Annotated in this window: 24 protein-coding genes; 9 read left to right on the top strand and 15 right to left on the bottom strand. The window is 60.1% G+C overall.

The genetic code is table 11. The annotated features are described in order from the left end of the window. Positions 1-91: 91 nt before the first annotated feature. On the top strand, positions 92-1,159 hold the full coding sequence (locus tag KPG71_RS19880; RefSeq protein WP_367397386.1) for a protein-disulfide reductase DsbD family protein: 1,068 nt from the start codon (positions 92-94) through the stop codon (positions 1,157-1,159). A gap of 28 nt (positions 1,160-1,187) precedes the next feature. Here the strand turns inward: KPG71_RS19880 and ccmI are convergent, their stop codons facing one another. From ccmI to KPG71_RS17880, 7 genes are all read right to left on the bottom strand, one after another. Continuing rightward, entirely contained in the window at positions 1,188-2,339 is a 1,152-nt protein-coding gene (gene ccmI / locus KPG71_RS17910) for a c-type cytochrome biogenesis protein CcmI (protein ID WP_092813056.1), read from the bottom strand. Next, positions 2,336-2,809 carry a cytochrome c-type biogenesis protein gene (locus KPG71_RS17905; RefSeq protein WP_009807484.1) on the bottom strand — a complete coding sequence of 158 codons (474 nt, stop codon included), beginning with the start codon at positions 2,807-2,809 and terminating at the stop codon, positions 2,336-2,338. The genes ccmI and KPG71_RS17905 overlap by 4 nt, the downstream gene beginning before the upstream one ends. Continuing rightward, positions 2,806-3,372, bottom strand: a complete 567-nt coding sequence (locus tag KPG71_RS17900) for a DsbE family thiol:disulfide interchange protein (RefSeq protein WP_216339863.1) — start codon at positions 3,370-3,372, stop codon at positions 2,806-2,808. Before KPG71_RS17900 ends, KPG71_RS17905 begins: the two co-directional genes overlap by 4 nt. A gap of 8 nt (positions 3,373-3,380) precedes the next feature. Continuing rightward, positions 3,381-5,381, bottom strand: coding sequence for a heme lyase CcmF/NrfE family subunit (locus KPG71_RS17895; RefSeq protein ID WP_092813053.1), 2,001 nt, complete (start codon positions 5,379-5,381; stop codon positions 3,381-3,383). 65 nt (positions 5,382-5,446) lie between these two features. Further along, positions 5,447-5,752 (bottom strand): SHOCT domain-containing protein, encoded by a 306-nt coding sequence (locus KPG71_RS19680; RefSeq protein WP_253196357.1) that lies wholly within the window; start codon positions 5,750-5,752, stop codon positions 5,447-5,449. Then, on the bottom strand, positions 5,688-7,154 hold the full coding sequence (locus tag KPG71_RS17885) for an ATP-binding protein (protein WP_216339861.1): 1,467 nt from the start codon (positions 7,152-7,154) through the stop codon (positions 5,688-5,690). The genes KPG71_RS19680 and KPG71_RS17885 overlap by 65 nt, the downstream gene beginning before the upstream one ends. Further along, on the bottom strand, positions 7,154-7,876 hold the full coding sequence (locus tag KPG71_RS17880; protein ID WP_216339859.1) for a response regulator: 723 nt from the start codon (positions 7,874-7,876) through the stop codon (positions 7,154-7,156). Before KPG71_RS17880 ends, KPG71_RS17885 begins: the two co-directional genes overlap by 1 nt. Before the next feature lie 188 nt (positions 7,877-8,064). On the opposite strand from KPG71_RS17880, the gene KPG71_RS17875 reads away from it, so the two are divergent. Together KPG71_RS17875 and KPG71_RS17870 are read left to right on the top strand one after the other, a co-directional pair. Continuing rightward, on the top strand, positions 8,065-8,538 hold the full coding sequence (locus tag KPG71_RS17875; protein WP_008327269.1) for a rhodanese-like domain-containing protein: 474 nt from the start codon (positions 8,065-8,067) through the stop codon (positions 8,536-8,538). Between the two features lie 88 nt (positions 8,539-8,626). After that, the gene (locus tag KPG71_RS17870) at positions 8,627-9,064 is read left to right on the top strand and encodes an ion channel (RefSeq protein WP_012187040.1); all 438 of its coding nucleotides are present in this window, start codon (positions 8,627-8,629) and stop codon (positions 9,062-9,064) included. A 341-nt stretch (positions 9,065-9,405) separates the two neighbouring features. Here KPG71_RS17870 and KPG71_RS17865 read toward each other — a convergent pair whose 3' ends face one another. Beyond that, positions 9,406-10,944 carry an ISL3 family transposase gene (locus KPG71_RS17865; RefSeq protein WP_081710569.1) on the bottom strand — a complete coding sequence of 513 codons (1,539 nt, stop codon included), beginning with the start codon at positions 10,942-10,944 and terminating at the stop codon, positions 9,406-9,408. Positions 10,945-11,409: 465 nt separating this feature from the next. Between KPG71_RS17865 and KPG71_RS17860 the strand changes: the two genes are divergently transcribed. The 5 genes from KPG71_RS17860 to KPG71_RS17840 all read left to right on the top strand — a co-directional run bounded on the left by KPG71_RS17860 (position 11,410) and on the right by KPG71_RS17840 (position 16,975). Further along, positions 11,410-12,420, top strand: a complete 1,011-nt coding sequence (locus tag KPG71_RS17860) for an alcohol dehydrogenase catalytic domain-containing protein (protein ID WP_253196356.1) — start codon at positions 11,410-11,412, stop codon at positions 12,418-12,420. Between the two features lie 49 nt (positions 12,421-12,469). Further along, a complete protein-coding gene (locus KPG71_RS17855) occupies positions 12,470-13,615 on the top strand; it encodes a C4-dicarboxylate TRAP transporter substrate-binding protein (RefSeq protein ID WP_216339855.1) in 1,146 nt (381 codons plus the stop codon). 126 nt (positions 13,616-13,741) lie between these two features. Further along, entirely contained in the window at positions 13,742-14,218 is a 477-nt protein-coding gene (locus KPG71_RS17850) for a TRAP transporter small permease (RefSeq protein ID WP_216339853.1), read from the top strand. Then, positions 14,211-15,518, top strand: a complete 1,308-nt coding sequence (locus tag KPG71_RS17845) for a TRAP transporter large permease (RefSeq protein WP_216339851.1) — start codon at positions 14,211-14,213, stop codon at positions 15,516-15,518. The genes KPG71_RS17850 and KPG71_RS17845 overlap by 8 nt, the downstream gene beginning before the upstream one ends. Before the next feature lie 26 nt (positions 15,519-15,544). Further along, a complete protein-coding gene (locus tag KPG71_RS17840) occupies positions 15,545-16,975 on the top strand; it encodes an NAD-dependent succinate-semialdehyde dehydrogenase (RefSeq protein WP_216339849.1) in 1,431 nt (476 codons plus the stop codon). Between the two features lie 55 nt (positions 16,976-17,030). On the opposite strand, the gene KPG71_RS17835 is transcribed toward KPG71_RS17840, so the two are convergent. The 6 genes from KPG71_RS17835 to KPG71_RS17810 all read right to left on the bottom strand — a co-directional run bounded on the left by KPG71_RS17835 (position 17,031) and on the right by KPG71_RS17810 (position 23,822). Further along, a complete protein-coding gene (locus tag KPG71_RS17835) occupies positions 17,031-18,350 on the bottom strand; it encodes an MmgE/PrpD family protein (RefSeq protein WP_216339847.1) in 1,320 nt (439 codons plus the stop codon). 12 nt (positions 18,351-18,362) lie between these two features. Then, the gene (locus tag KPG71_RS17830; RefSeq protein WP_216339845.1) at positions 18,363-19,346 is read right to left on the bottom strand and encodes a nitronate monooxygenase family protein; all 984 of its coding nucleotides are present in this window, start codon (positions 19,344-19,346) and stop codon (positions 18,363-18,365) included. Between the two features lie 31 nt (positions 19,347-19,377). Further along, positions 19,378-20,013 carry a 3-oxoacid CoA-transferase subunit B gene (locus KPG71_RS17825; protein WP_216339843.1) on the bottom strand — a complete coding sequence of 212 codons (636 nt, stop codon included), beginning with the start codon at positions 20,011-20,013 and terminating at the stop codon, positions 19,378-19,380. Further along, entirely contained in the window at positions 20,010-20,675 is a 666-nt protein-coding gene (locus tag KPG71_RS17820) for a 3-oxoacid CoA-transferase subunit A (protein ID WP_216339841.1), read from the bottom strand. The genes KPG71_RS17825 and KPG71_RS17820 overlap by 4 nt, the downstream gene beginning before the upstream one ends. 9 nt (positions 20,676-20,684) lie before the next feature. Further along, positions 20,685-22,613, bottom strand: coding sequence for a TRAP transporter fused permease subunit (locus KPG71_RS17815; protein ID WP_216339839.1), 1,929 nt, complete (start codon positions 22,611-22,613; stop codon positions 20,685-20,687). Positions 22,614-22,685: 72 nt separating this feature from the next. Beyond that, positions 22,686-23,822 carry a TAXI family TRAP transporter solute-binding subunit gene (locus KPG71_RS17810; protein ID WP_216339837.1) on the bottom strand — a complete coding sequence of 379 codons (1,137 nt, stop codon included), beginning with the start codon at positions 23,820-23,822 and terminating at the stop codon, positions 22,686-22,688. 183 nt (positions 23,823-24,005) lie between these two features. Here KPG71_RS17810 and KPG71_RS17805 point away from each other — a divergent pair, with 183 nt between their 5' ends. Continuing rightward, the gene (locus KPG71_RS17805) at positions 24,006-24,929 is read left to right on the top strand and encodes a LysR family transcriptional regulator (RefSeq protein WP_253196355.1); all 924 of its coding nucleotides are present in this window, start codon (positions 24,006-24,008) and stop codon (positions 24,927-24,929) included. Here KPG71_RS17805 and KPG71_RS17800 read toward each other — a convergent pair. Beyond that, positions 24,926-26,353, bottom strand: coding sequence for a hypothetical protein (locus tag KPG71_RS17800; protein ID WP_216339833.1), 1,428 nt, complete (start codon positions 26,351-26,353; stop codon positions 24,926-24,928). The two genes, KPG71_RS17805 and KPG71_RS17800, sit on opposite strands and share 4 nt — an antisense overlap. Positions 26,354-26,365: the final 12 nt, after the last annotated feature.

Below are 26,365 nucleotides of genomic sequence, written 5' to 3'. Positions count from 1 at the left end.
CTCAAAAATCCCATGTCGATCACTCCATATCTCCCCGACCGAATCCGTCAGGGCAACGTGTTCACATGGGTCAATTCTCAGTGGAAATTTGGTGAGCTACCGGGTCACTTCTCAGCGGAAATCAACACTCCAGACGGCAGGCCTCAGCGTCGGGTGGGGTTTGCAGTTTCAAAGCCCGCTGTTTCTTGCGGCGATGATCGCTGTCCTGCTCGTCTTTTCGGCAAATCTGTTCGGAGCGTTCGAGTTCGCCCTTCCACACGGCATGCAGACGCGGCTTGCAGGGGCCGGAGGACGCAACGGGTATTCCGCCGACTTTTTCACTGGCATGTTCGGTGCCGTCATGGCGACGCCTTGTTCGGCACCGTTCCTCGGCACCGCGGTGGCCTTTGCTTTGGCCGGGCGTGGCGTGGACATCCTCATCGTCTTTACGAGCCTCGGGCTCGGCCTCGCCCTGCCCTATCTCGTCATCGCCGCGTTCCCGCGTCTGGTCGCATTCATGCCCAAGCCTGGTCGATGGATGCTGATCATCAAAAGCGTCATGGGGGTTTTGTTGCTTGCAACCGCCGTGTGGCTGTTCTGGGTGCTCGACGGTGTCGCCGGGCTTGCGTCTGTCATCGCGGTCGCGGCGTTGTCCGGTCTCGCCGTTCTGATACTATCTCTCCCGAATGTGCAGTCCCAATTCAGGTGGTCTATTGCCATAGCCAGCCTTGTCCTGGCCATTGCCGCAGGTCCTCTCTTGCAGCAATCAGCACCTGCGCGTTCGACGCCGCAGTTGGCAATGGCTTGGATCGCATTTGATCGTTCGGAAATAGCGAAACGCGTGTCCGCAGGAGAGGTCGTTTTTGTCGATGTGACCGCTGACTGGTGTCTGACTTGCAAAGCGAACAAGACACTTATCATCGATCGGGAGCCAGTCCGGAGCGCGCTTGAAGCGCCTGGAGTCACGGCGATGCAGGCAGATTGGACACGCCCGGACACGCGCATTTCCCGCTACCTTGAGAGTTTCGGCAGATACGGCATCCCCTTCAATGCCGTCTACGGACCATCGGCACCGAACGGCATTGTGCTGTCCGAATTGCTAAAAACCGAGGACGTGATGAACGCCTTGGCGCAAGCCAGTGGTCGGGATGTTTCCGCAAAGGTTGCCGGACAGGAGTGACCTGCTCGACCGGGACACCGAGCAGTAGTCAGCCGCCGAGCCGCTCAAGCGCGGCACGGACCGCCGCACGCCGAGGATCACTGGCGGGCTGCTGCTCCAACAGCGCTTCAGCCTTGCGGTAGGCCTCAACGGCGCGATCGGGCTCCTGAAGGACGGTATAGGCATTTGCCAGCCGCATCCAACCATCCAGATCGTCCGGTTCATCCTCAAGACGCTCGGCCAGCCGCGAGACCATCGATCGGATGAACTCCGCGCGATCCGCGTCATTCATCTCCGACGCCGCCGCGACATCTGCGGCACTCGGGCCTGGTTGCGACGTCGGCCCGCTGGGTAGATTGACGACCGGAAGGTCAGCTGCCGCTGCAATCCGGTTGATCTGCGCTGCATAGGTCTCCATCCAGGGAACGTAAGCCTCTTCCTGATTCAGCCGTGAAACAAGCAGATCGTAGGCCTTACGCGTCTCTTCTTGCTGAAGGTAATACAGAGACTCGAAGTAGGTTGCCGCAGGATTGGATGGGTCAAGGTCCAAAGCGCGATCAATGGCCAATTTCGCCCGTGGAATAACAACGCCGTCATTGGCAACCGCGACAGCCTCTGCCAGCATGGAGAATGTCGCGGAGGTGGCATCCTCCCGTTCGGCAACGACTTCGAAGGCTTCGACGGCATCGGCTGCTCTGCCCATGCGCTGATAGGTCTGGCCCAACAGCATCCACCCTTCGCTAGGGCCGCCGGTCGGATCGGACACAAGCCTTTCGCGAAGTTGTATTGCCAGCGCCGTCACTTCATCAGTCTGTGCCCGCTCCTCTGCACGGGCAGCGAAGGCCATTGAAGGAACCTCCGGCGATCCCATCGTCAGATAGTAGCCCGCGGCAATAACCGGCGCGAGGACCGCCGCGACAACGAGAGTGACTCTGCCACCATTACGGGATGATCCGACTTTTTCTTCCGAATTGCGGGTCGTCGCGAGGATCCGTTTCTTGATCTCGAGTCTGGCTGCTTGAGCTTCCTGTTCAGAAATCAAACCGCGGTCCATGTCTCGTTGGATTTCCCGCATCTGATCGGCGAGGATCGCCGGTACCGCATCCCCTCTGGTGAGAGTGTTCGATTTGGACAGCAGCAGCGGGTAGAGGACAATTCCGATTGCGACCAGCGTCAAAAGAACGAAAATACCCCAGATCATGACGCATCCCCCGCTTCGTTTTGCCTGAGAATTTCGGACACGGTGTTCTCATCCTCCGAGCCCAAGTCTTCAAATGCCTCTTGCTTTCGCCGACTCATCAGTAGCCCGCCACCAACGAAAACCCCGATCAGAACGAAAGCGATCGGAGCGAACCAAAGCGCGTAGGTCGCAGGCTCCAGAGGCGGTTTCAGCAGCACGTAATCCCCGTACCGCGCCCGTATGTATTCGATCACCTCCGCGTCGCTGTCTCCAACGACCAGGCGCTCGCGTACGAGCAGACGCAAGTCCCGCGCCACACCCGCGTTCGAACTGTCGATGTCCTGGTTCTGACAGACGACGCATCGTAGATCCTTGGAAATCTCCCGCGCACGCTGTTCCAATACCGGGTCGGTCAGCATTTCGTCCGGTTCCACCGCATTGGCGGCAAAGGGAAGGAGCCCGATGCAAAACGCGAAAATCAACTGTCTCATGAACCTGCTCCATTTGGCAGTGCGCCTGCCTGCTTCAGGGCTTGCGTGAACCGTTCGACGGCGTCCGGACCCACGACCGGCCCGACATAGCGAAACAAAACGGTGCCATCGCTATCGACGATGAAGGTTTCCGGCACGCCCGACAGGCCCCATTCGATCCCGGTCCGGCCCGACAGGTCGGACCCGATCCGCTCGTAGGGATTGCCGAGGTCATTGAGCCACTTCACGGCATCCTCAGGTTTGTCTTTGTAGTTTATTCCGAACAACCGCATGCCTTCTCGTTCGACAAATCTTGTCATCACGGCATGTTCCGCGCGGCAGGGCACGCACCAGGACGCAAAGACATTGACCACGACCGGTCGTTCGTTGCTGACAAGATCGCTTCGGGCCAGGCCGGGTGTCTCCAACCCCGGCACGGGATCGAGGTCGAACGCCGGGGCCGGTTGCGAGATCAGGACGGAAGGGATCTCGTTGGGATCCCGGTCGGGATTGAGCCCCCAGAGAAAAAACCCACCGAATATGACCGCCGCAATAAACGGCAGCCCGGCAATGAGACGTTTCATCTTCTCTCCTACTCGGCAGGAACGGCATCGGTGGCTGGCTGTTTGGCACGGCGCGGCGCCCCGACCCTCAAACGGCGATCCGACAAGGACAAACAGCCACCGATCACCAGCAGGATCGAGCCGATCCAGATCAGGTTGACGAGCGGTTCATAGAGGATCCGAAGGGTCCATGCTCCGGCGTTGTTCACTTGATCGGAGGCTGGCGTTGCAATCGACGTATAGAGATCACCCGCCAATGTGGAGCGGATGGCCGACTCCGTCGTCTGGCTTTCCGCGACCGGGTAATACCGCCGTTCCGGGAAAAGTGTCGTGACCAATTCGCCATCCCGACGCACCACAAGGGTGCCGCGATCCGCGATGTAGTTCGGCCCTTGAACCTTTGCGGCCCCTTCGAAGGTGATGTCGAACCCGGCGATCGTGACTTCGGTCCCGGGGGCGGCAAAGACGATCTCCTCACTCTTCCATCCGGTCGAGCCGATCATCCCCATCATCAACACAGCGACGCCGGCATGGGCAAGCGTCATACCGTGAGAGGCGCGTGGCAGGTTGCGCACGCGTCTCGCGCTCTCTGCAAGGGAAACCTCGAACAGACGGATGCGTAGCGCCCATTCCCGCAGGGTCGCAAAAAGCAGCCACGCTGCGCCGAGGATGGCAAGATAGGCCATGATCGGCCCACCGTTCAGAAGATACCATGCGGCCAAGGCTGCAATGACCGCCAGCACGGCCACGAATTGGATGCGATCGAGCAAACCGGCGATATCAGCCCGCTTCCACGACAGGAATGGACCAAGACCCATGAACACGACCAGTGCCAGCATCATCGGAATGAAGGCCGCGTTGAAGAAAGGTGGACCGACCGAGATCTTGTCCCCGGTGACAGCCTCCAGGATCAGTGGATAAAGCGTCCCGAACAGAACGGTTCCCGTAGCGGCGGCCAGAATGAGGTTGTTCACGAGCAGCCCGGCTTCGCGGCTGATCGGGCGAAACAAACCACCCGGCTCCATTTCGGGCGCCCGCCAGGCGTAGAGCGCCAGCGACCCACCGATGGACACCGCGAGTAAACCCAGAATGTAAACTCCGCGCTCTGGATCGACGGCGAACGCGTGTACGGATGTAAGCAGGCCTGACCGGACGATGAACGTCCCGAGAAGTGAAAGCGAGAAAGTCAGGATGGCAAGCAGGATGGTCCAGCTTTTGAACGCATCGCGCTTTTCCGTGACGATGGCCGAATGCAACAGCGCTGTGCCCAGAAGCCAAGGCATGAAGCTTACATTCTCGACCGGATCCCAGAACCACCAGCCGCCCCAGCCCAGTTCATAATAGGCCCACCAAGACCCGAGGGCGATACCCGCCGTCAGGCTGATCCAGGCGGCCAATGTCCATGGCCGGACCCATCTGGCCCAGGCCGGATCGACGCGACCCTCTATAAGAGCCGCAACGGCGAAGGAAAACACGATGGAGAAGCCGACATACCCGAAATACAAGAGCGGCGGGTGCATGGCGAGACCCATGTCCTGAAGCAACGGGTTCAGGTCATTGCCGTCGAGCGGCGGCGGAAACACCCGCTCGAAGGGGTTCGACGTCAGCAGCAGGAAGGACAGGAAGCCGACACTGATCCACGCCTGCACCGACAAGGTGCGCGCCTTGGTCTCGGCGGGGATGTTCGATCCGAACCAGGCGACGCCCGCGCCGAACACCGCGAGGATCAGAATCCAGAGCAGCAGCGAACCCTCATGGCTGCCCCAGGTCCCGGCCACCTTGTAGAGCATCGGCTTGAGCGAATGGGAATTCTCGACGACGTTCCTGACGGTGAAGTCGCTGACGATGAAGGCCTGCATCAGCGCTGCGAAGGCTATGGCCACAAACAGCACTTGTCCTATTGCCGTCGCCTGGGCGGATTTCATCCAGACGGCGTTTCCACGCGACGCACCTGCAATCGGCAGAACGCTTTGAACAAGCGCAAGCGCAAGCGCGAGGGCCAGTGCGAAGTGACCAATTTCCGGGACCATGGCGTTCTTTCCTATCCAGTGTCGGTGGGCGTCGCGTCGGACGGCTTTGGCGTCCGCGGCGGGGTCTATTCGTCGAGCGTTGCTTTGCGGCGACGGAACTCTTCTTCGTCGATTTCCCCATTCGCAAAGCGGCGCCGGAGCGCTTCCTGCGCGTCCGAGTCCGGGGGACGGGTGCCATTGTCCCGCAGCCTGAGCACCAGAAACACGATCAATGCGATCACGGCGCCCCAGAAGGCGAGCATCATGAAGCCGCCCATAAAGCCATAGCCTCCGCCCCACATGTGACCTGTCCAGGAGCCTGGACCATCAGCTCGCGCCATGCTGGCGGGCAAGCTGGCCAGCGACGGCAGGATCAACCCGTTCGGTTTCATCTGTTTCTCCTTCGATCAGTTCGGTTTCATCCAACGGGATGGTGACAACAGCGCGCAAACCCGCGCTGTTCTGGTTGACCAGCTGGATATCGCCGCCGTGCGATTGGATGATCGTCCTCGCAATCGAGAGCCCGAGCCCATAGCCGCCCGTTTCCAGAGACCTCGATTGCTCGAGGCGATAGAAGGGATCGAAGACCTTTTCCAACTGGTCGACGGGAATGCCGGGGCCATTGTCATCGATGTTGAGTACGAGGTTCGAACCGTGGGTCGCCCAGCTGACTTTTGCGGCACCACCGTAGCGAACGGCGTTCTCAAGCAAGTTCCTCAGTGCCCTTCGGAACGCGTTGGGTCGAAGCCGCACGGCAACATCATCACTCGGGGCAAAGGTGCAGTGTGCCGCCATATCGCTGCACAAGCTGTCCAGAAAATTGCGCAGATCGACCACTTCGGCACCCTCGGATCCGGTAAGGCCGCGTGCAAAGGTGAGCGTCGCTTCGACCATACTCTGCATCTCTTCGACCGATGCGATGAGGCTGTCCCGCGTCTCTTCTTCGTCAACCAGCTCCGCGCGGACACGCATGGCGGTCAACGGCGAGCGCAGATCGTGACCAAGGGCTGCGAGCATCCGTGTCCTATCACTGACAAACCGGGTCAGCCGTCGCTGCATGCGGTTGAAGGCGACGGTCAGATCCCTGACCTCGGTCGGCCCTGTGACCGCCAATTCGCCCACATCTTCGCCCCGGCCAAGATGGTCCGCGGCCTTGGAGAGGTGCCGCAAAGGACGCGTCAGGCGCGTCATGACAAACCAGAAGATCGCCACCAGAAGCAGTCCGGCGGAAATTCCAAAGGTCAGCATCGAATAGAAAGGCCATTGGATTGGCGGACGCTCGAACCGCGTTCCGACATTCAGCCAACGCGCCCCCTTGATCGCGATCGACAGGTTCATTTCAACCGCTGTCAACTCTCCGCGCATCATCGCTAGATGCATTTCCGTCATCTCGTCCGAGAGATTGGGAAGGGGCCGCAACGCGCCCTCGACCTCGTGCAGTTCAACGCGAATATCCCGGCTGTAGCTATCGCCCAGAAGCGCGCGTATGCGTCCTTCCACGATGCCGCCATCCGAATGACCGGTGTGTTCCACGCTCGGAACGTCCGACAGATCAAACCGGATCAATGGCGAATTCGCCGCGCGGAGGATCGAGTCCTGCAACTCCGGCGGGGCCTCCTCGATCAACCGCGCGACATTTGCTGCGCGACCGGCGGCCTCGAACCCCAATGCGGCACGAATCGCAAGGGTGCGCTCGTCAGCGAACAGGAACAGGCTGATCGCCTGGGCCACGACAAGTGCCGCGACCACAAGCAGGATCAACTGGCCGCTCAGAGACCTCATCGCACGGCGCATCACGGCGCATCCTCGACATCGGCAGCCAGACAGTATCCGCCGTTCCGCACCGTTTTGATGACACTGGGCCTAAGTACATCCGGCTCGATTTTGCGGCGGAGACGGCTGATCTGATTGTCGATGGTTCGATCCATCGGGCCTGCCGTCCGCCCAGCGGTCAGGTCAAGCAACTGGTCACGGCTGAGCACCATCCTCGCGCGTTCCAGCAGGACCGCCAGCAATTTGAACTCGGAGGTCGTCAATGGGGTCTCGGTGGTGGACTCGTCAATCAGCACCTGCCGGTCGGTATCCAGTATCCAGTGCGCAAAAGAGACTTTCCTCCCAGCGAGGCTTCCGGCCACAGGTTCGTCGCGGTTGCTTCTCCGAAGAACCGACTTGATGCGGGCGAGCAGTTCTCGTGGATTGAACGGCTTGGCGAGATAATCGTCCGCACCGATTTCCAGACCCACGATCCGATCCGTTTCCTCACCAAGCGCCGTCAGCATGATGATCGGAAGATCACCCTCTGGCGCAAGTCTGCGGCAAACCGACAAACCGTCCTCGCCCGGCATCATGACATCGAGCACGAGGAGGTCGAAGTGACCGGTGGCCAGCTTGGCATCCATCTCCACGGCATCCCTGGCGACGGTCGTGCGCATTCCGTTCTTCTCCAGGAAGCGCGCGACGCTTTCGCGTATCTGAGCGTGGTCGTCCACGATAAGGATATGATGTGGCGGTCCCATGGCGTCCTTCCTAGATCATCGTTGCATTCTGTTTCATGGGCAGAATTGTAGCCGTTTGTATCAGGTCAGTCCCTTGCTACAGATGGATACAAATCTGTGCCTGCACCGTGTCGTGCTCCCGGGTAGCGTCGCGCGTATGTTATGTGACCTTTGGGATCGCAACCGATCAAAGGATGAGGTTTTCGAATATGGCTCTTGATTTGAACCGGCGCCGTTTCGTTCTGGGTGCTCATATGACGGTGCTGACCGTCGCGGCGTCACCGCTGTTGGCGCAGAGCCGATCTGTCTGGTCGGCAGAGAATGCCTTTGACGCGCTTCTATCGGATACGGCGCGGATCATCGATGTCAGAACGCACAAAGAGTGGCAAGAAACCGGCGTAGGTGCTGGTGTATGGCCGATAAGCATGCACGCGTCCGGTTTTCCGGACCGATTGTTCAGGGCCAAGGAACTGAGCGGTGATCGCACTGTTGGACTGATCTGCGCCACTGGCGGACGCTCCGCATCGCTGCTTCGAGCGTTGAGACAAGCTGGTTATTCGGGCTACGCCGATATCTCGGAAGGGATGTTGGGATCAGGCGAAGGGCCTGGCTGGATCGCATCGAACTTGCCGACCGTTCCGGTGGATGTCGCCCTGAACGGGTTGCCCCCCGCGTTGGCCTGACCAGTGAAGAATCAATTGGTCCCGTTGTGCTAAAAGCCTGATGTATGGTCAAATTGACCTGTTTGAACAGGAAGACGGGTTTGGGTGTATGACCGAGTTGATGGCTATGTTTGTCGGAATATGCGCGGCGATCGTGATGGGAATTGTCCATCATTATGCGTTGTCGGGCATTCTGAAGTTTTCCCCGCAGCGGTCGGATGGCTCCGGCTTTCGGATCATCCTGACGTTTTCCGCGTTGCTGTTGCTGCACGTATTGGAACTTGTGACGCTCGCCGTGTTCAACACGATGGTGGTGGCAAGCGTTCTGCCGCAATCGTTCAGCAACAGCCCGCCGATGTTTCAGGATGTTCTCTATGTTACGGGCATCTCGTTCTCGACCCTTGGCTATTCGTCCATAGAGGTGGTCGGGCCCTTTCGACTGTTGCTGATGCTGCAATCGCTTTTGGGCTTCATGTTGCTGACCTGGTCAGCGACGTTTCTTTACTCAGCCTGCCAGCAAGTCTGGCAGAAGGCGAAAGATGACTGAAAATCGCCACGCGCGTCGGACATGAGCTTGGCGTCAGCGTCAAATACGTCCTGATATCGGTCCTTTGACCTCACCGTGGAACGGTTGAGTGAGCGCTGCGTTGCGCGCGTGGATGAATAGCCCTTGACCTTCCAGTTGCTGGAATCCCTAGGTACAAAGCCATGGCACAGATTTTCGAAAAGACAGGCGATCACGTATCGCACCATCGACACGGGGATATCTTGAAATCTCCCGTATGGGTTGGTGTGTTGTTTGTCTTGCTCACAATGCCGGCTCACCTGTTTTTGGATGAAAAGAGCTCGATAGCTCTTGTGTCGCGTAGCCCTTAATTGGGCTCTGCCTCAATCTGTGTGGCGGAACGGTAGCATTCTCGCCCGCAACAATTCTGGACCGGCTCGACCGTACATGGCGCGTTTGAGCGTCTTCAGGCGATTGATCTGACCTTCTGCTTGGCCGTTGCTCCATGGCATCTCGATGGCGTTTTTGACTGCATCGAAGTCCCGGTTCAATGTGCGGGCAAAGCGCACGATGGGCGCCAGATCGGTTTCGATCGCGTTGTCGATCCATGCTGGGAGCGGGTCTGCTTGGCGGCTGCGCAGGATACCGTTGAACCGCATGGCGAGACTTCGCATCGTTGCGAAGGCGGGAGAACCGGCCTTGAGCGCGTCGACTTTCCGCGCTTGATCCGGGGTGAGCTTTCCGCGGGGTTTGATGCACAGCGCGGCTGCGATGACCGGGGAAATCGCGTGCCCCGTTTCCGGGTCCCGGACTGGCTTAAGGATTTCGTGCTCTACCTTGGAGTCGCTCCCTTGCTGTTCTGCTTTTCGCCAGCCCGCCAACAGACGCTGCAAATGCGACTGACTCCCCTCGTAACCGCGCTCTCGGATCAGACGGAACAGGGCGCTGCCAGTTCGAATGCCCTCCTTCCAGCTTTGGCTCAGGAACTCTTCAAAGTACCACGGCGATGTCGGCTTCAAAGCGGCCCGCCTGCGGTCCGGTGGTGTCTCGAACTGCAGCCATTTCGCGATGCTGCGACGCGGGAACCCTGTTCGCCGCCCGATCTCGCTGCATGAAAGCCCCTGATTTCGGAGCGCATGAATGGTGGCGAAAATCTCTTCCCGAGACGTCCTATGCGCCAGGCGTGACTTCAGAAGGCTGCCGGCTGCGGTGATGTTGTCGGCGTCGGACAGCAGCGCCCTGCCGGTCGCACGGCCGTGAAGGTTCATTTGCTCCTCGATGGCCTGCCGCAGGTTTTGTACGATATGGAACCGGTCAGCGACCTGCTTCGCCTGCGGTGCCCCTTGCCGTGCTGCCTGGGCGTAGAGACCGCAGCGATCTCTGCTGATCACTTCCACCTCGGGGTGTCGCTTCAGCCAGTTGGTGCAGCTGACGACATCTCGATCCTCAAGAATGTCGATCACCACGCGACGCTCCAGATCCACAATGATCGTGCCGTAGGTTTGCGATTTCCGCCAACTCCAGTCGTCGATCCCGATGACTGTCGGCGACTCGCCACTGTCTTGGGCACGGTTCTTCAGCTGCCTAAGCACCGTGTCATCGCTGACTCCAAGGCCCAAACGATGCAACAACCGCTCGGCTGGCCGTCCGCCGGTCGCATGCCCAAGATGGGTGACAATCTCCCCGACACGCGAAGTACGACGTGCAAATGGACGCGCAATCGAGGCGATTTGGTCTGAGAATGTCCGGCGTGGGCAAGCGGGTGCCTGACATCGCCAACGGCAAATTGCGAGATCAACCGTTACCTCGTCTCCATGCGCGGGATAATCCTGCAGCCGCCGACGCCGCCAGCCGTGACGTCGGCGTGAATGCAATCCACAGTCTGGGCAAATGCCGTTGGGAGCCAAGACGCCAGATACAATCCACCCGCCTCTTTCACTTCGCTCAACGCTTTGAACGGCAACATCGCTCCCGGGCGACCAGTGCTTCTTCGAACTCACAACTATACCTCCTGAATTTTCCAGTTTCAGGATAGTTGCGCCACACAAAGTGAGGCAGAACCCAATTAAGGGCTACGCGACACCGTCAACAAAATTTCTCTTGCAGAAGGGTGTTTTTTATACAGAATGACCTTGGGAGGCTATCCACAAGAATGATTCTTCATTTCGACCCGGATAACGCGCGTGTCTCCATCAGGTTCGCAACAGATGGGCCATCATTTGCCGCGAGAGGAGACCAGGAGGCGCGCAAGAAGGGGTTGGCCGATGCATGGCGCCGCAACAGACCCCTTGGCCACACAAAGGTTACTACTCTAGGAGGAGAGACATATGTATTGCCAATGCCTACGTGTATTCGGCCAACCGCTTGATGGCGAAGATCGCCCCGACATGGTCCCGCAAGGAACCGAAGTTATCATCCGCGTCACGGCGGCGGGCGTTTGCCACACCGACCTGCATATCCGTGAGGGCGGCTTTGATCTGGGCCACGGGCGTCGGCTCAGCTATGCCGAACGCGGGATGAAATTGCCGATGGTTGCGGGGCATGAGGTGGCCGGTGTCGTTGCGGCCGTAGGGCCGGATGCAGTGGGGGCGGATGGCCAGCCGATTGATACGTCCAAGACCTATGTGGTCTATCCATGGAGCGGGTGCGGCAGCTGTGATGTCTGTAAAACCGGCGCCGAACAGCTTTGTGCCAATCCCAGATTTCTGGGGATCCACCGCGATGGCGGCTATGCCAGCCATGTGCGGGTGGCGCATCCGCGCTATCTGGTGGATGCGGGCAGTATTGCGCCTGAAATCGCGGCACCTTTGGCCTGTTCAGGGCTTACAACCTATGCCGCGCTGAAAAAGATCGCGGCGACGGCAAGCACCCATACGCCGGTGCTGATCGGCGGCGGGGGTTTGGGGCTGATGTGTCTGGAGCTGCTCAAGGCGCAGAACATGAAAATGCCGGTCGTGGTCGATATCGCGGCGGACAAGCGCGAGGCCGCCATGGCCGCAGGGGCCAAAGCGGCCGTTGACCCAACCGATGCGGATGCCTTGCAGCAAGTGCAAAAGGCCTGTGGCGGCACCCCCATGGCGGTGATTGATTTTGTCGGGGCGGAAAAAACTGCCGAATTTGCGATGGATGTGGTGGGCAAGGGTGGAACCATCATCATTGTCGGTCTTTTTGGCGGCGCAGCCCCTTGGGCGCTTCCGATGCTGGCGCTGAAATCGGTCACTGTTCAGGGCAGCTATACCGGCTCGCTGACCGATTTTCGGGAGCTGATGGAGATCGCCCGCACCGGCGTGATCACCCCGATTCCGACCAAGATCTATCCCCTGACCGATGCAGATAACGTGCTGAATATGCTGGAGGGCGGCAAGGTTATTGGCCGGGCTATTTTGGCGAAAACCTAACGACGGCGGCCCGCTCGGGCCGCCGGTCCATAAAACAGGAGGAGCAATCATGAAAAATTATAAAACACTGGCCTTTGCGACAACGATGCTCTGCACCGTTGTATCCGGCCTCACCGCACATGCTGAAACCCTGCGTTATGCCATCGGCTTCCCCCCCGGCGGGGCCGCGACGGACGGGGTTGCCGAGTTCAACGAACGCCTCAAGGCCGAAACCGATCTGGAGTTGAAAGTCTATGAGCTGTCATTGCTCGACCTGAAGGAAACACCCCCGGGGGTGCGCGACGGGATGGCCGATGCGGGCTATATCCTCACGCCCTATTACCCGGCCGAGTTTTCGGAAACCAACCTGCCGGCCAATATGTCGATGCTGGCAACGGTTGGCACACCGGCAAAATCCTCGGGCGCGGTTATGGCCGGTGCGATGAGCGAATACATCATGTTGCATTGTGACGAATGTCAGCAACAATATACGGCGCAGAACCAGATTTTCCTCGGAGCGATTGGCACGCCGGAATATGTGCAGCTTTGCACCACCCCGATCCGCAGCATCGCTGATATCAAGGGCAAAAAGATGCGGTCCTCCATGGATGCGATGGGCCGTTGGGCGGAAAGTTTCGGCGGCACCAAAGTATCCTTACCGGCGAATGATATCTATGAGGCGATGTCGCAAGGTGTGGTTGATTGCACCATGATTTCGGCGCCCGAACTGGGCAACCTGCAACTTTTCGATGTCACCAAATACATCACGCTTGGCCTGCCGGGCGGCAGCTTTGCGGGTGTGGGCTCGATGAATGTGAACCTTGATACCTGGCGCGGGCTGTCACCCGAACAACGCACGTCCCTGATCCGGCTTTCGGCGTTCAACTCGGCGGCGATCACGGTGAACTATTACCTTGCCGCAGCACAGGACATTGAAAAAGCACAGGGAATGGGCACCGAAATCATCGCACCCCCAGAAGAGATGCGCAAGGCAACCGAGGCCTTTGTTGCGGCTGATGCCGATGTCATCCGCAAGAGTTTCCAAGACGATTACGGGCTGCAAAATGTCGATGCAAAATACGACACCATCGCTGGTCTGATCGAGAAGTGGAAAGGTCTGACGGCCGAAATCTATGACGACAAAGACGCCATGACAGAGCTGCTCTGGACCGAGGTTTTCTCAAAATTGGATGCTGCAAGCTACGGCATGGAGTGAGCCTTAGGGCGGGCTGATTCATCGGCCCGCCCCCTGAACCGAGAGGTTTTTATGCAAAAAACAGACAAGCTATTGCGCGTTATGATTGCGGTTTACGGGGCCGTGGGTGCGGCCGCGATCTTTTTGATGATGCTGCATATTACGGCCGATGTTATCGGCAAATTCATATTCAACCGTCCCCTGCCCGGCACAACCCCGATTGTCTCGCAATATTACATGGTGGTCGCGGCCTTTTTGCCCTTGGCGATTGTCGAGCGGCTGACGGGCCATATCTCGGTCGAGGTTCTGTTCACGGCCTTTCCGCGCAGGCTGCGGGCGGTTCTGACCCTTTGTGCCACGGCCTTGGGGAGTGTCGTCTTTGCGGCGATGACATGGGCCAGCTGGAATGAGGCGCTCAAGAAATACGCCATGGGGTCGTTCAGCTATGAGCAGGGCGTCAAGATTTTGATCTGGCCGACGCATTTCATCGTGCCTGCCGGAACCGCGTTGATAACGCTGGTACTGTTATGGCGGCTGGCTGCGTTCTTGATGCGAATAGAGGATGCCTCTGCGCTGGCTGTGGGTCAGGCCCATCCACGTCATGAGGGAGCGTCCATTGACTGATATCCAGATCGGTTTTGTCGGCATCGCGATCTTGCTGGCGCTTATTGCCCTGCGCGTGCCCATCGCGATTGCGCTGATCAGTGTCTCCTTTACCGGCATCGGGCTTTTGGTCTCGTTCAAGGCGGCTTGGGGCGCGCTGGGGGTTATTCCCTACAGCTTTACCGCCACATGGCATCTGTCCTCTATTCCGATGTTCGTCTTGATGGGTTTCTTTTGTTTTCACGCGGGGCTGACGACGGGGTTGTTCAAGGCCGCGCGCATGTGGCTTTCGGCCTTGCCGGGTGGGCTGGCGATTGCGGGGGTTCTGGGCTGTGCGGGTTTTGCCGCCGTGACCGGATCCTCCATTGCCTGTGCGGCGGCGATGGGGCGGATCGCCGCGCCAGAGATGTTGCGCTATCGCTATGATCCGGGGCTTGCTACCGGCACAATTGCGGCGGCGGGCACCATTGGCGCGCTGATCCCGCCCTCAATCCTGTTCATCCTGTACGGGATGATTGCGCAGGTACAGGTCAGCCAGCTGTTTCTGGCCGGAACGGTTATCGGGCTGATCACGGTGCTGGCCTATACTTTGGTGATCGTGGTCCGCGTGATGCTGGATCCCGCCCTCGCCCCGCCGGTAGAGGAAGACATCAGCTGGGGCGACCGTTTTGCCGCCCTGCAAGAGGTCTGGCCGGTTCTGGTGCTGGTCCTTGGCGTTTTCGGCGGCCTCTTTGCCGGTATTTTCACCCCGACAGAGGCGGGCGGTGTTGGTGCGTCTATGTCACTGGTGATCGCTTTTGTGCGCCGCTCTATTGATGTCAAAGGGATCTGGTCGTCGCTGATGGAGACGCTGACGATTTCCTCCTCGATCTTTATCATCGCGGTCGGGGCCAGCATGTTGACGCGGTTCTTTACCTTTTCCGGTGTCAGCGATGCGCTGGCCGATGGTGTGCTGGAAATGGGCGTGTCGCCGCTGATGCTGATCTTTGCGATTACCCTGCTCTATCTGGTGCTGGGGATGTTTCTGGAGCCGATTGGCGCGATGTTGTTGACGCTGCCGATCCTGTTGCCGCTGGTCGAAACCGCCGGGATTGAACTGCTCTGGTTCGGGGTGCTGGTCGCGAAACTCTTGGAAATCGGGATGATAACGCCGCCAATCGGGTTGAATGTCTTTGTCCTCAAGGGGGTGATGGCCGAGCGGGTTTCGACCGGTACAATCTTCAGGGGGGTTGCCTATTTCATCATGGCCGACCTTGCGATCATCTGCCTGATGGTCGCCTTTCCTGACATGATCCTCTTCACCCAGAATATGTTGCCATAAAGGGCACGCCACGAAGGAAATATCTTATGCTGACTGATACAAAACTGTTCATCAACGGTGTTTGGCGCCCCGCATCCGATGAGGCCCGCGCCCCGGTCCATAACCCCGCCACCGGCGAGGTGATCGGCCAGCACGCGATGGCAACCAAAGCCGATCTGGAAGAGGCGGTGCAGGCCGCCGAAACGGCCTTTGCGACCTGGCGTGAGGTGTCCGCGATGGAGCGGGGCGCGATCCTGCGCCGTGCTGCAACGGCCCTGCGTGACCGGATGCCCGAGGTGGCGCGGGTGCTGACCCTTGAAATGGGCAAACCCTTGGCCGAGGCCGAGAACGAGCTGCGCACCGCTGCCGATCTTCTGGATTGGTTCGCCGAGGAGGCCCGCCGGATTTACGGCCGTGTGATCCCTGCGCGCAGCCCCGATGTGATGCAGCTTGCCCTCAAACAGCCGATCGGGCCGGTTGCGGCCTTTACGCCGTGGAACTTCCCCTTTTCGCAACTGGTGCGCAAAGTGGCCCCCGCCCTTGCCGCAGGCTGCACGATGGTCGCCAAGCCGCCAGAGGATACGCCCGCAAGCCCCGCCATCCTTGCCGAGATCCTGACCGAAGCGGGGCTGCCTGCGGGCGTGTTGAACTTTGTTTACGGCAACCCGCCCGATGTCGCCAACTATCTGATCCCGCATCCCGCCATTCGCAAAGTGTCCTTTACCGGCTCGGTTCCGGTGGGCAAACTGCTGGCCTCGCTGGCCGGTCAGCATATGAAGCGCATCACGATGGAGCTGGGCGGTCACAGCCCCGTTCTGGTGTTCGAGGATGCCGATATTGAGGCCGCCGCCCGCGATATTGCCGCCTTCAAGTTCCGCAATGCCGGTCAGGTCTGTATCTCTCCGACGCGCATTCTGGTGCAGCGCGGCGTCTATGACCGTTTCGTTGCCGCCTTGAAGGCCGAGGTCGTCAGCATCACCCCCGGCGCCGGTATCGACCCTGCAACGCGTATGGGCCCCTTGGTCAGCAAACGCCGGGTTGAGGCCGTGACCGAGATCATTTCCGAGGCGGTCAGCGCGGGCGCGAAGCTGGTGACAGGCGGGGAACGTGTTGACCATCCGGGGTTCTTCTACCGCCCGACCCTGTTGGAAAACGTGCCGCAATCCGCGCGGATCATGAATGAGGAACCCTTTGGTCCGGTGGCCTTGCTGGCCGCCTTTGACACGGTGGATGAGGCCGTGACCGAGGCGAACCGTCTGGCCTACGGTCTTGCGGCCTATGCCTTTACGACCTCGATCCGTACCTCACAGATCCTGCAAAACAAGATAGAGACGGGGATGCTGGCGATCAACCACACCGCGCTTGGCCTGCCCGAATTGCCATTGGGCGGCATCAAGGATTCGGGCTTTGGCTCCGAAGGTGGGCCAGAGGCGATTGAATCCTATGTCTACACCAAATTGGTGACGCAGAAATCCTGATCAAAAGCATGGCCGGCCCCGCAAAATGGGTCGGCCATTCAACGCTTGCCCAAGGTCAGGCGGCAATCCGGGCAATCAGTTTTGCCAGCCCGTCTTGCTGGTCCAGCCCCGCCACGGTTTGCCACAGATCCGCGGCCCCCTCTGCGCCCAACAAAGAGGTGGCCTTATCGCGCAGCCGCCCTTCCAGCACCGCAGGGTCATTCTCGGTCAGGATGTCATATCGGGCGGTAACATCCCCCTGTCCCGCCGTGGTCACCGTCACCTCAGAGGCGCTGTCGGCCAAGCTGTCATCGGCGATCACCTTGATACGGTCACGCAGGGCAACCAGATCGGGACGGGCACAAATCTCGTCGGTATATGTCCCGAGTGCCGCGGTATCGACACCTGTCAGCATCATTGCCGCCGTCAGCCGATAGCTGAATTTCGCCTCCAATCCGGTTGCGGGCGCGGGTTTGTTGCACACCGCAAACCAGCGCGGATGGGTGCGGATGGTGATGGATTGCAGGTCATTGGGCCGGTTTTCATGCAAAGGACCGTCGCGCAGGCTGCGAACCGCCTCTAACATCGCGTGAAGACCGTGGCAGCAGGCGTGGAATTTATACGAGATATTGGGGAACAGCCACGCTTGTCCTAGGTCGTCAAAGGCGCTCTCATCCGCAACCCCTGCATGGGTCGGGCCAAAGCCTTGCACGCCCTCGATTGCGTTTTGCGCCGATTGCGCCCCCGCTTGGGCCAGCAAGGCCGAGGTCACGCCGACTTCGGCCGCAAACCCGGCATTCAGCGGTTTGCCCATCGTTCCGAACTGGCTTTTCAATCCGGCGGCGCGGGTGGCCGTCAGGCGGAACCCCTGCGCCATCTGATCGGCATCGAGGCCCAAAATCCGCCCCGCCGCCGCCATCGCGCCAAATGCGCCAGAGGTGCCGGTCTGGTGAAACCCCGCCTCATAATGTGCGCGGCCAAGCCAGGCCCCCACACGGCAGGCAGTTTCCAGCCCCACGGCCAGCGCCCCCAACAGGGTCGCGCCATTCACGCCCTCGCGCTCGGCCAGGGCAAGGGCTGCGGGTGTCACGGCAACGCTGGGGTGGCCGATATGGCCGAAATGCGTGTCGTCATAATCCAGCGCATGGCTGGTGGCCCCATTGACCAGAGCCGCCGTTGCCGGTGCCACGCGCCCGCCCCGAAACACAGTCGCGCCCGTTTCCATCGCCGCACTGTCCAAGGCCATTTTGCGCGCGGCCTGTGCGACCGGCTCATCCCCACCCGCAATGCCGACTGTGGCCCAGTCAAACAATGAGAGGCGCACGAAATCGCGCATGGCCACTGTCGGATTGATCGGGCCAGCGGCAAAATCGCCAAGTCTGCGGGCGAGTGTCATCGGGGCGTTCCTCTATTTGTTAATGCGGCTGGCAGTATCGCAAAGCGCCGACCGGGCCGCGCGATATTCTGCCACCATGCGCGCGACCACCTCGGCGGCAGGGCTAAGATGTTGTGATTGGCCGACGGATTGGCCCGCGCTCCAGACATCGCTCCACGCTTTGGGGCGGTTTGAATCGGTCTTGGCGCGCATCTTTTGGGGCAAGGCTTGCTGTGCGGCGTCAATATCGACGCCAGCGGCCTCTATGCTGGGGATCAGATAATTGGCGGGGGTGCCGGAAAACATCGGCGTGTACATGATGCCGTCAGCGGCCGCCGCGATGATCATTTCCTTATGCGCAAGCGGGGCCGTGGATTCCTCGGTCGGGATGAAAACCGTGCCCGCATAGGCGAAATCACAGCCCAACACTTCTGCCGCCAGCACCGCGCGCCCGTTGGCAATCGCCCCCGACAGCACAAGCGGGCCGTCGTAAAAGGCGCGCACTTCCTCAATCAGCGCAAAGGGGCTAAGGGTGCCTGCATGCCCCCCCGCACCGGCGGCCACAAGGATCAACCCGTCAACACCTGCGGCCACCGCGCGGCGGGCATGGCGGGCCTTGACCACATCATGAAACACCAACCCGCCATAGCCATGCACCGCCTCAACCACCTTATCGGGCGCCGAAAGCGAGGTGATCACCAAGGGCACCTTATGACGCACTAATGTCGCCAGATCCTCTTCCAGCCGCTCATTGTAATCGTTCACGATCAGGTTCACGCCGTAAGCGGCCGGGGTTTTCCCCGTGGCGTGGCGGTGTGCATCCAGCCGTGCCTCAATCTGGACCAGCCAGTTGTCCAGCTCGGCGGCCGGGCGGGCATTCAGCGCGGGAAAAGTGCCGATAACCCCCGCACAGCATTGCGCCACCACCAGATCCACCCCCGAGGCCAAAAACATCGGCGCGCCGATCAGGGGCAATTCCAATCCCGTTTTCAGAACCTCTGTCGGGCCTTGTGTCATCCTGTTTCTCCCTATGTTCAAAGGCTGTTTTTCAGGTCAGGATTGTGGCTTCGGTCAAGGCTTGCACCGCATCGAGGCTGTTGCCGGGTGCAAGTTCAACCAGACGAAAGCCCGCGGGCGTGACGTCCAGCACGGCCAGATCGGTATAGACACGGCTGACCACCCCAAGGCCCGTCAATGGAAAGCTACAGGTTTTCAACAGCTTCGGGCTGCCGTCACGGTTGACATGCCGCATCATCACCAGAATGGTCGGCACGCCAACCACAAGATCCATCGCACCGCCAACCGCGGGGGGGTATTTTTCGTCCAGCGTGGCCCAATTTGCCAGATCGCCGTTTTCGGCCACCTGATAGGCGCCCAGAACCGCGATATCGATATGCCCGCCGCGCATCATCGCAAAGCTGTCGGTCTGATCGAAATAGGCCGCCCCCGTCGCAGGCGTGACAAAACGTTTGCTGGCGTCGATCAGTTCGGGGTCCTCGGTGCCTGTCGGTGGCACGGGACCAACGCCCAAAAGACCGTTCTCGGATTGATAAAGCACCTCGCGCCCCTCGGGCAGATGCGCGGAGACATGTGTCGGCTTGCCAATCCCGAGGTTGACATAGGACCCGTCAGGAATGTCCTGCGCAACCCGTGCCGCCAATGCGCTATCGCTAAGTGATTTCATGGCCGTACCCCGTATTCCACAACGCCTTGGACAAAGATTCCCGGTGTTATCACCGTTTCCGGGTCCAGCGGTTCCGATGCCAGATGCCGGACCTCGGCGATGGTGTGGCGTGCGCCCATGGCCATCACAGGGTTAAAATTACGCGCCGTCGCGTGATAGCTGAGGTTGCCGTAACGGTCGCCATGCTCGGCACGGACCAGGGCGAAATCGGCATGCAGCGGGGCCTCCAGCACATAGCCGCGCCCGTCGATGACACGGGTCTCCTTGCCCTCGGCCAGACGGGTGCCATAGGCGGTCGGGGTCAGAAAACCGCCAAGCCCCGCGCCCGCCGCGCGGATACGCTCGGCCAATGTGCCTTGGGGGACGACCTCCAGCGCAACCTCGCCCGCCTCATAGCGGCGCTCGAACCAGATTGACCCGGGCGTGCGCGGATAAGAGCAAATCACCTTGGCCACCCGCCCCGCCTTGAGCAGCGTGGCGATGCCCGTCTCCCCCGCGCCTGCGTTGTTGGAAATCACCGTCAGGCCGGTTGTGCCTTGTGCGCAAAGGGCATCGATCAGCCCGAAGGGGATGCCCGATGATCCAAACCCGCCAATCATGATCGATGCGCCATCTGTGATCGGCGCGACCGCCCGCGCCAGATCCGCTACTGTCTTATCCATAAAGCTGCCTCACGTTTTCACGGCGGGTTGCCGTCTGAATTTCAAATTGATCCCGATGGTCGCAACCAGAATCGCACCGCCAAGCAGGCTGGTCGGAAGGTCGGGGAACAAGATCAACACCCCCCCGACCGCCACGGCGATCCGGCTGATTGTGCCAATCCGGCCCACCTTGTAGATCCAGCTTTCAAAGGCCGAGGTGATCGCCCAGATTGCCACCAGCGTCAGGCCGACGCGCTCGATGATCTGCAAGGCCGTGCCCTCCATGATCAGCGCCGGATCATAGACAAAGATGAACGGCAGCACGAACAGCGGCATCCCCAGACGCATCGCGTAAAAGCCGGTCTGCATCGGGCGCGATCCGGCCACACTGGCGGCGGTAATCGCGGCAAGCGCCACCGGCGGCGTGATATAGGACAGCATCCCCCAATAAAGGATGAACAGATGGCTTGCGATCGGATGCAAGCCCGCCTGCACCAAGGCAGGCGCCAAGAGGATCGACAAAAAGATATAGCAGGCCGTCACGGTCATCCCCATGCCCAGCACAAAGCTTGTCACCGCGCCCGCGATCAACATCAGCGCGGTATTGCCATTGGCATAAAGCAGCAATTCACGCGAAAACGCCCCCGCAACACCGGTATAGGACAGCCCGCCCACCACCAGCCCGATCCCCGCCAGCACCGCCACAAGGCCCGCGATATTGCGCGAGGTGTCCTGCACCAGCTCTATGACACGGTTCACCGTCAGGCGGGTTTCCTTGCGAAAAGAGGTCGCGACCAGCATCACAACCGAGGCGTAATAGGGCGCGCGCGCCTCCATCCGCATGATCATCAAGACATAGATCAGCACCGCAAGGCTCAGCAGATAGGGCCAGCCGGATTTCAGCACCGGCCAGACGGGCGGGGTCTCGCTGCGGGGCAGGCCCGCAAGGCCGCGCCGGGCGGCATACATATCGACCTGAAACAGCAGGGCGACATAGAACAGGATCGCCGGAATAAGCGCCGCAATCACGATGCTCGAATATTGCACGCCGAGGAATGACGCCATCACAAAGGCAACCGTCCCCATCACGGGCGGCATCAAGGTGGCCCCGGTTGACGCGCAGGCCTCAACGGCGGCGGCGTAATGCGCAGGATACCCCACGCGCCGCATCGTCGGGATGGAAAACGGCCCCGAGGTCAGGATATTGGAAATCACGCTGCCCGAAAGCGACCCTAGGATGCCAGATCCAAGCACCGCAACCTTGGCCGGACCGCCGCGGGTGTGACCCAAAAGCGCCGAGGCCAGCTCCATGAAAAAGTCGCTGCCCTTGGTGATGACCAGCACCGAGCCGAAAATGACAAAGCCGATGACTAGTTCGGCCACGACCTGCATCGGAATGCCGATCACCGATTCCACGCCCAGAACATGCGCGCGCACCGTGCCCATCAGCGAATATTCCGTCCCCCACAAAAAGCCGGGCATGCTGTCGGCCCAAAGCGGATAGGAACCAAACAGCAACGCGGTGAACAGCAAGACCGTCCCCCCCGCGCGCCGCACCCCTTCGAGTACCAGAAACAACAGGATTGAGGCCATGATATCGGCCATCAAGGGCGCGTCATATTCCCAACCCCGCTGCAAGATATCCAACCCGTGAAACCCAAGCCAACCGGCGCTGGTCAAACTCGCAACCGCCAGGACGGGGTTAAGCCAGAACAGCCGTTCAGGGTGCATGATGCTAAACGGCAATGTCAGGAAAGCGATGGCCAGAAATATCCCGATCAGATAATAAAGATAGGCATTGCCCAAAGGCTGAAACCCGAAAATCCCCAATAAAAACTGTTGGTTGATGGCCATGATGACGCCGATCGTGCCAAGGATCATCGTGATGATCTGCACCACATGTTGCCGTGGACGCTGGGGGGGTACCGTTTCGGCAACGGCATCTTTTGTCGAAACCATAATCTTATCCTGACATTACCTGGAATACCCCCGGCGGTGAAAACCCGCCGGGGGAAAAGAGCGCGCTGCGGATCAGTTCAGCGCGGCAACCACCTCGGCGCGGTGTGCCATCCAGGCCTCGGAGAATGCCTCTTCGGACAAGCCCTCATTGGCGGGCTTGAATTCGGCCCAGGCGGCCAGCAGCGCATCCATGCGCGCGGTGCGCTTGGCGTTCCATGCGTCATCCTCGGCGGTCCAGATACCCTTTTCCTTGAGATAGCGGATCGCCCCTTCGTGGAAGGGAACGTCAATCGCAGGCTTGCCCGATTGCTCCAGCGTCCAGCGCTTCATCGTGGCGGTGCCGTCCTTGTAAAGGTCATAGGTTTCATCCAGCGCCTTGATAAAGGCGTAAACCTCATCTGCGGATTTCCCGGCGGTGGTGGTGATTACCGGATAGCGATAGGCCGCCATCTTGGCGATTTCACCTTCGGGCAGGCCGGCGGCGACATCTTCATCCGATGGGCCCATGATCGGCAGCACCTTAAGAAGCCCCTCCCACCCTTCGGCGTTATCCGCCTCTAGCGGGACATAGAAAATGCCGCGCGGGCTTTCGGCAAGCTCATAAAGCTGGCTGGTGGTGGGGGTGGTGCAGGTCGCATCGGATTCGTTGCGCGTCATCGATGCCATGGCCGAGGCATAGGTCGGGAAGGTGATCACCTCCACATCGTCCAGCGTCAGCCCGCCAAAGGCCAAAATCGCCTCACATTTGACATTCACCGACGGGTTGCCGGCCACAAAGGCGATCCTTTTGCCGCGCGCGTCGGCTACGGTCCTGATGCCTGCATCCTCTGCCGTGATCAAGGTGATGCCTGCGGGACGCCCGGCGACGGCGCGCAGCTCAGTAGGGCCCCAATCGGGGGTGGCGAAATCAAAGGCGCCCTCGGATACGAAAAACGCCTCGGTCGCAAGAAAGGCATAATCGGCGCGGCCCTGCAACAAGGGCTGCAAACGGCCGATGCCGCTGCCCGAGGGTTGGATCCGCACGCGGGTGCCGAACTTCTTGCCAAAGGCATCGGCAATGGCCGAGGCCTCGGCATAGCCGGCCGAGCCGACATCATAAGATGTCCAGACCATCGTGTCCGGCATTTCTTGTGCCATTGCGGCCGGGGCCATCATTGATGCCGCCAGAAAGCCGGTCGCAGCCAGCCCGAGTCGAAAGGTCGTTTTCATGTTATTTTTCCCTGTTGATTCCAGACAAAGCGCCTCACCGATCCTCCATCGGCTTTTATCCGGCATGACCCCTTTGGGGGCCGCACGCCGGACGGCGCTGTGCCTCTCCTCATTTGACCATAAGGACTGGAAGCCATGTTTCAAATGCATTATTGATATATCAGAGATACTCATGAGGCATGAATGGATTTCCGTCAGCTCCGAAACTTTATCCAAGTGGTTGAACTCAGCAGCATTACCGCCGCCGCGGATCATCTGAACATCGCACAGCCCGCGCTGAGCCGACAGGTAAAGGCGCTGGAAGAAGAGTTGAATGTCGCCCTGCTGCGCAGGCATGGGCGCGGGGTCATGCCAACAGAAGAGGGGATCCGGCTGGCCCGCCGGGCGCAAACCATTCTGGAAGATGTTCAGGATCTGGCCAATGACATCTCGGGGCATCGCGCCCCGCTGTCGGGGATGGTCAGGCTGGGCCTGCCGCCGACCGTTTCTGAAATCCTCGCCACACATTTGATCGAGCGGGTGATGCAGATCTATCCGAACGTCAAACTGCGGATTATTTCGGGTTTCAGCGGCCATGTGCAAGACTGGCTCCAACGCGGCAAGATTGATCTGGGGGTTGCCTATGAGGGTCAGCAATCCAATCTGATCAAGGCGCAACCCATTATTATCGAAAAACTTTTCTTCATCCAATCGGCAGCAAAGGGCGCGCAGGACGGTGTCCCGATTGACGCCCATACGGCCCTGCAACAGCCCCTGATCCTGCCCAATCCCGAACACGGCCTGCGCGCGCGCATCGAGGCGATTGCGGCGCGGGAAAACCTTGCCCTTGATGTGGTGTTGGATGTGGATATCCTGACGACCATGCTGGCCTTTGTCGAGCGCGGGTTGGGTGGTACAATCCTGCCGCTTGTCAGTGTGCTGCAACAGGTGCGCGACAAAAAGCTGGTCGCCCGCCCGATAGAGCGTAGCCCGATCGACCGCACCCTGGTGCTGATGTCACCGCTCAACCGGCCAAGTTCCCGACTGACCACCAGCATTGCCGAGTTCATCACCGCCGAGGTCCACCAGATGGTGACCGCCGGCGAATGGCCGGGGACGACGCTCTAGACCCATCCGAAATGTATCAGCGCCCACAAAAAGGCTGACCAGATCATCAGAATAAGGATGGAATAAGGTCCGTTCCAAACAGGGCCGATCACTTCTGCCCGTCGGTCAATGATCGCGGCGGAAATCGCCAGCGTGGTGATAAAGGGCGAAAGCCCCATCACGGCGGTCCAGCCCCCGATAATCGACAGGGCAATTGCGACATTGCTAAGGCCCGGCACCGCCAGCTGCGCCGCAATAGCCCCCAGAACCGAGGCCGTAATAATCGGGTTCACCCCGACAAGTGCCAGTATGAATATCGAAAACGTAAGGCCAAAGGCATAAGAGAAGGCGGACAGACCCCAATGGGCGATCACCTCTCGCAGGGCGTCCATCGGGATCAGCGCCAAAAGAACCACCGCCAAAAACCCGGCCGAGGCAAAGACACCGACCTCTGGCCCCATATTTGCCAGCCGCAGCCAGCTTGTCTGTGCGACCTTGCCGATGCCGCCCAAGATGCCCCGCGACTCGTGGCGCATCGCCGCCCCGGCCCAAAGCACGGCATAGCAGGGCACAATCACAATCAACCCCTGCTGAAAGCTGAGCGAGGTCATCCCATGCAGGACAAAGACCCCCGCCCCCAATGCCAACACATGCCCAAGCAGCAACGCCACCGCCAAGCCGCTTTTGGGCGGCGGCGTGGTGGTCGGCAATCCGCGACCGCGGAACCTTCGGCCCTCATAGGTATCCCAGGCCCAACCAATCGCCGTCAGCACGAATGACATCGCAAAACCTATCGGCCCGAATTGCACATAGGAAATCCCCGGCAACGTCAGCAAGGTCGCATTGGTGGCAAATCCGAACGGCGACCAAAGTGCGATCATTGAAAACCCGCGTATCACGGCAAGGGTCATGCGGCGCAAACGGGCCTCTTGAACCTCGGGGGGTAATTGTGCGGTGCCTTCGCGGTCCATCGACTGCTTTGCGATATCCAGCAAAAGCGCCAACCCGCCGAAATTGACCAACACCCCGAAGAGATGACCGCCAAAGGTCATGGACAGATAGCGGCGTGAGGCAGGTTGATTGGTCACCAGCGCCCCCGCCAGCCGCACCTCGGGCGCCAATGCCGCCGCGGATCGCAAGGTCGCCAGCATCGCAATCAGCGCCGCCAGAAACAGCATCCGGTCCAGCCCGCGCCAAATGACATCCGCCGGGACATGCTGCACCATCGCCAGCGCCGCCGCCCCCAGCGAGAGTAGCACCGGCACCCAAGTGCCAATGCCGAACATCTTGCACGACAGGGCCAGAAACCCGACCAACAGCCCCGTGCCAAGGCCGATCACCAGATGCGAGGGCGCGAAAATCTGCATGACCGCCGCGATCATCACCCCCAACATCAAGGCCCGCCGCAGATCGCAGCCAAGCGATAAAAGCGGGACAGAGGGCACCTGCCCCCCCCT

Origin of the sequence: Roseovarius sp. PS-C2, assembly GCF_018862045.1 — a bacterium.
Lineage (GTDB): Bacteria > Pseudomonadota > Alphaproteobacteria > Rhodobacterales > Rhodobacteraceae > Roseovarius.
This window is presented reverse-complemented; position numbering and strand designations above follow the sequence as displayed.

Excerpts from the sequence above, each read along its gene's own strand:
- ccmI (WP_092813056.1), bottom strand. The coding sequence starts at position 2,339 with ATGATCTGGGGTATTTTCGTTCTTTTGACGCTGGTCGCAATCGGAATT.
- KPG71_RS17905 (WP_009807484.1), bottom strand. The coding sequence starts at position 2,809 with ATGAGACAGTTGATTTTCGCGTTTTGCATCGGGCTCCTTCCCTTTGCC.
- KPG71_RS17900 (WP_216339863.1), bottom strand. The coding sequence starts at position 3,372 with ATGAAACGTCTCATTGCCGGGCTGCCGTTTATTGCGGCGGTCATATTC.
- KPG71_RS17895 (WP_092813053.1), bottom strand. The coding sequence starts at position 5,381 with ATGGTCCCGGAAATTGGTCACTTCGCACTGGCCCTCGCGCTTGCGCTT.
- KPG71_RS19680 (WP_253196357.1), bottom strand. The coding sequence starts at position 5,752 with ATGAAACCGAACGGGTTGATCCTGCCGTCGCTGGCCAGCTTGCCCGCC.
- KPG71_RS17885 (WP_216339861.1), bottom strand. The coding sequence starts at position 7,154 with ATGCGCCGTGCGATGAGGTCTCTGAGCGGCCAGTTGATCCTGCTTGTG.
- KPG71_RS17880 (WP_216339859.1), bottom strand. The coding sequence starts at position 7,876 with ATGGGACCGCCACATCATATCCTTATCGTGGACGACCACGCTCAGATA.
- KPG71_RS17875 (WP_008327269.1), top strand. The coding sequence starts at position 8,065 with ATGGCTCTTGATTTGAACCGGCGCCGTTTCGTTCTGGGTGCTCATATG.
- KPG71_RS17870 (WP_012187040.1), top strand. The coding sequence starts at position 8,627 with ATGACCGAGTTGATGGCTATGTTTGTCGGAATATGCGCGGCGATCGTG.
- KPG71_RS17860 (WP_253196356.1), top strand. The coding sequence starts at position 11,410 with ATGGTCCCGCAAGGAACCGAAGTTATCATCCGCGTCACGGCGGCGGGC.
- KPG71_RS17855 (WP_216339855.1), top strand. The coding sequence starts at position 12,470 with ATGAAAAATTATAAAACACTGGCCTTTGCGACAACGATGCTCTGCACC.
- KPG71_RS17850 (WP_216339853.1), top strand. The coding sequence starts at position 13,742 with ATGATGCTGCATATTACGGCCGATGTTATCGGCAAATTCATATTCAAC.
- KPG71_RS17840 (WP_216339849.1), top strand. The coding sequence starts at position 15,545 with ATGCTGACTGATACAAAACTGTTCATCAACGGTGTTTGGCGCCCCGCA.
- KPG71_RS17835 (WP_216339847.1), bottom strand. The coding sequence starts at position 18,350 with ATGACACTCGCCCGCAGACTTGGCGATTTTGCCGCTGGCCCGATCAAT.
- KPG71_RS17830 (WP_216339845.1), bottom strand. The coding sequence starts at position 19,346 with ATGACACAAGGCCCGACAGAGGTTCTGAAAACGGGATTGGAATTGCCC.
- KPG71_RS17825 (WP_216339843.1), bottom strand. The coding sequence starts at position 20,013 with ATGAAATCACTTAGCGATAGCGCATTGGCGGCACGGGTTGCGCAGGAC.
- KPG71_RS17820 (WP_216339841.1), bottom strand. The coding sequence starts at position 20,675 with ATGGATAAGACAGTAGCGGATCTGGCGCGGGCGGTCGCGCCGATCACA.
- KPG71_RS17815 (WP_216339839.1), bottom strand. The coding sequence starts at position 22,613 with ATGGTTTCGACAAAAGATGCCGTTGCCGAAACGGTACCCCCCCAGCGT.
- KPG71_RS17810 (WP_216339837.1), bottom strand. The coding sequence starts at position 23,822 with ATGAAAACGACCTTTCGACTCGGGCTGGCTGCGACCGGCTTTCTGGCG.
- KPG71_RS17805 (WP_253196355.1), top strand. The coding sequence starts at position 24,006 with ATGGATTTCCGTCAGCTCCGAAACTTTATCCAAGTGGTTGAACTCAGC.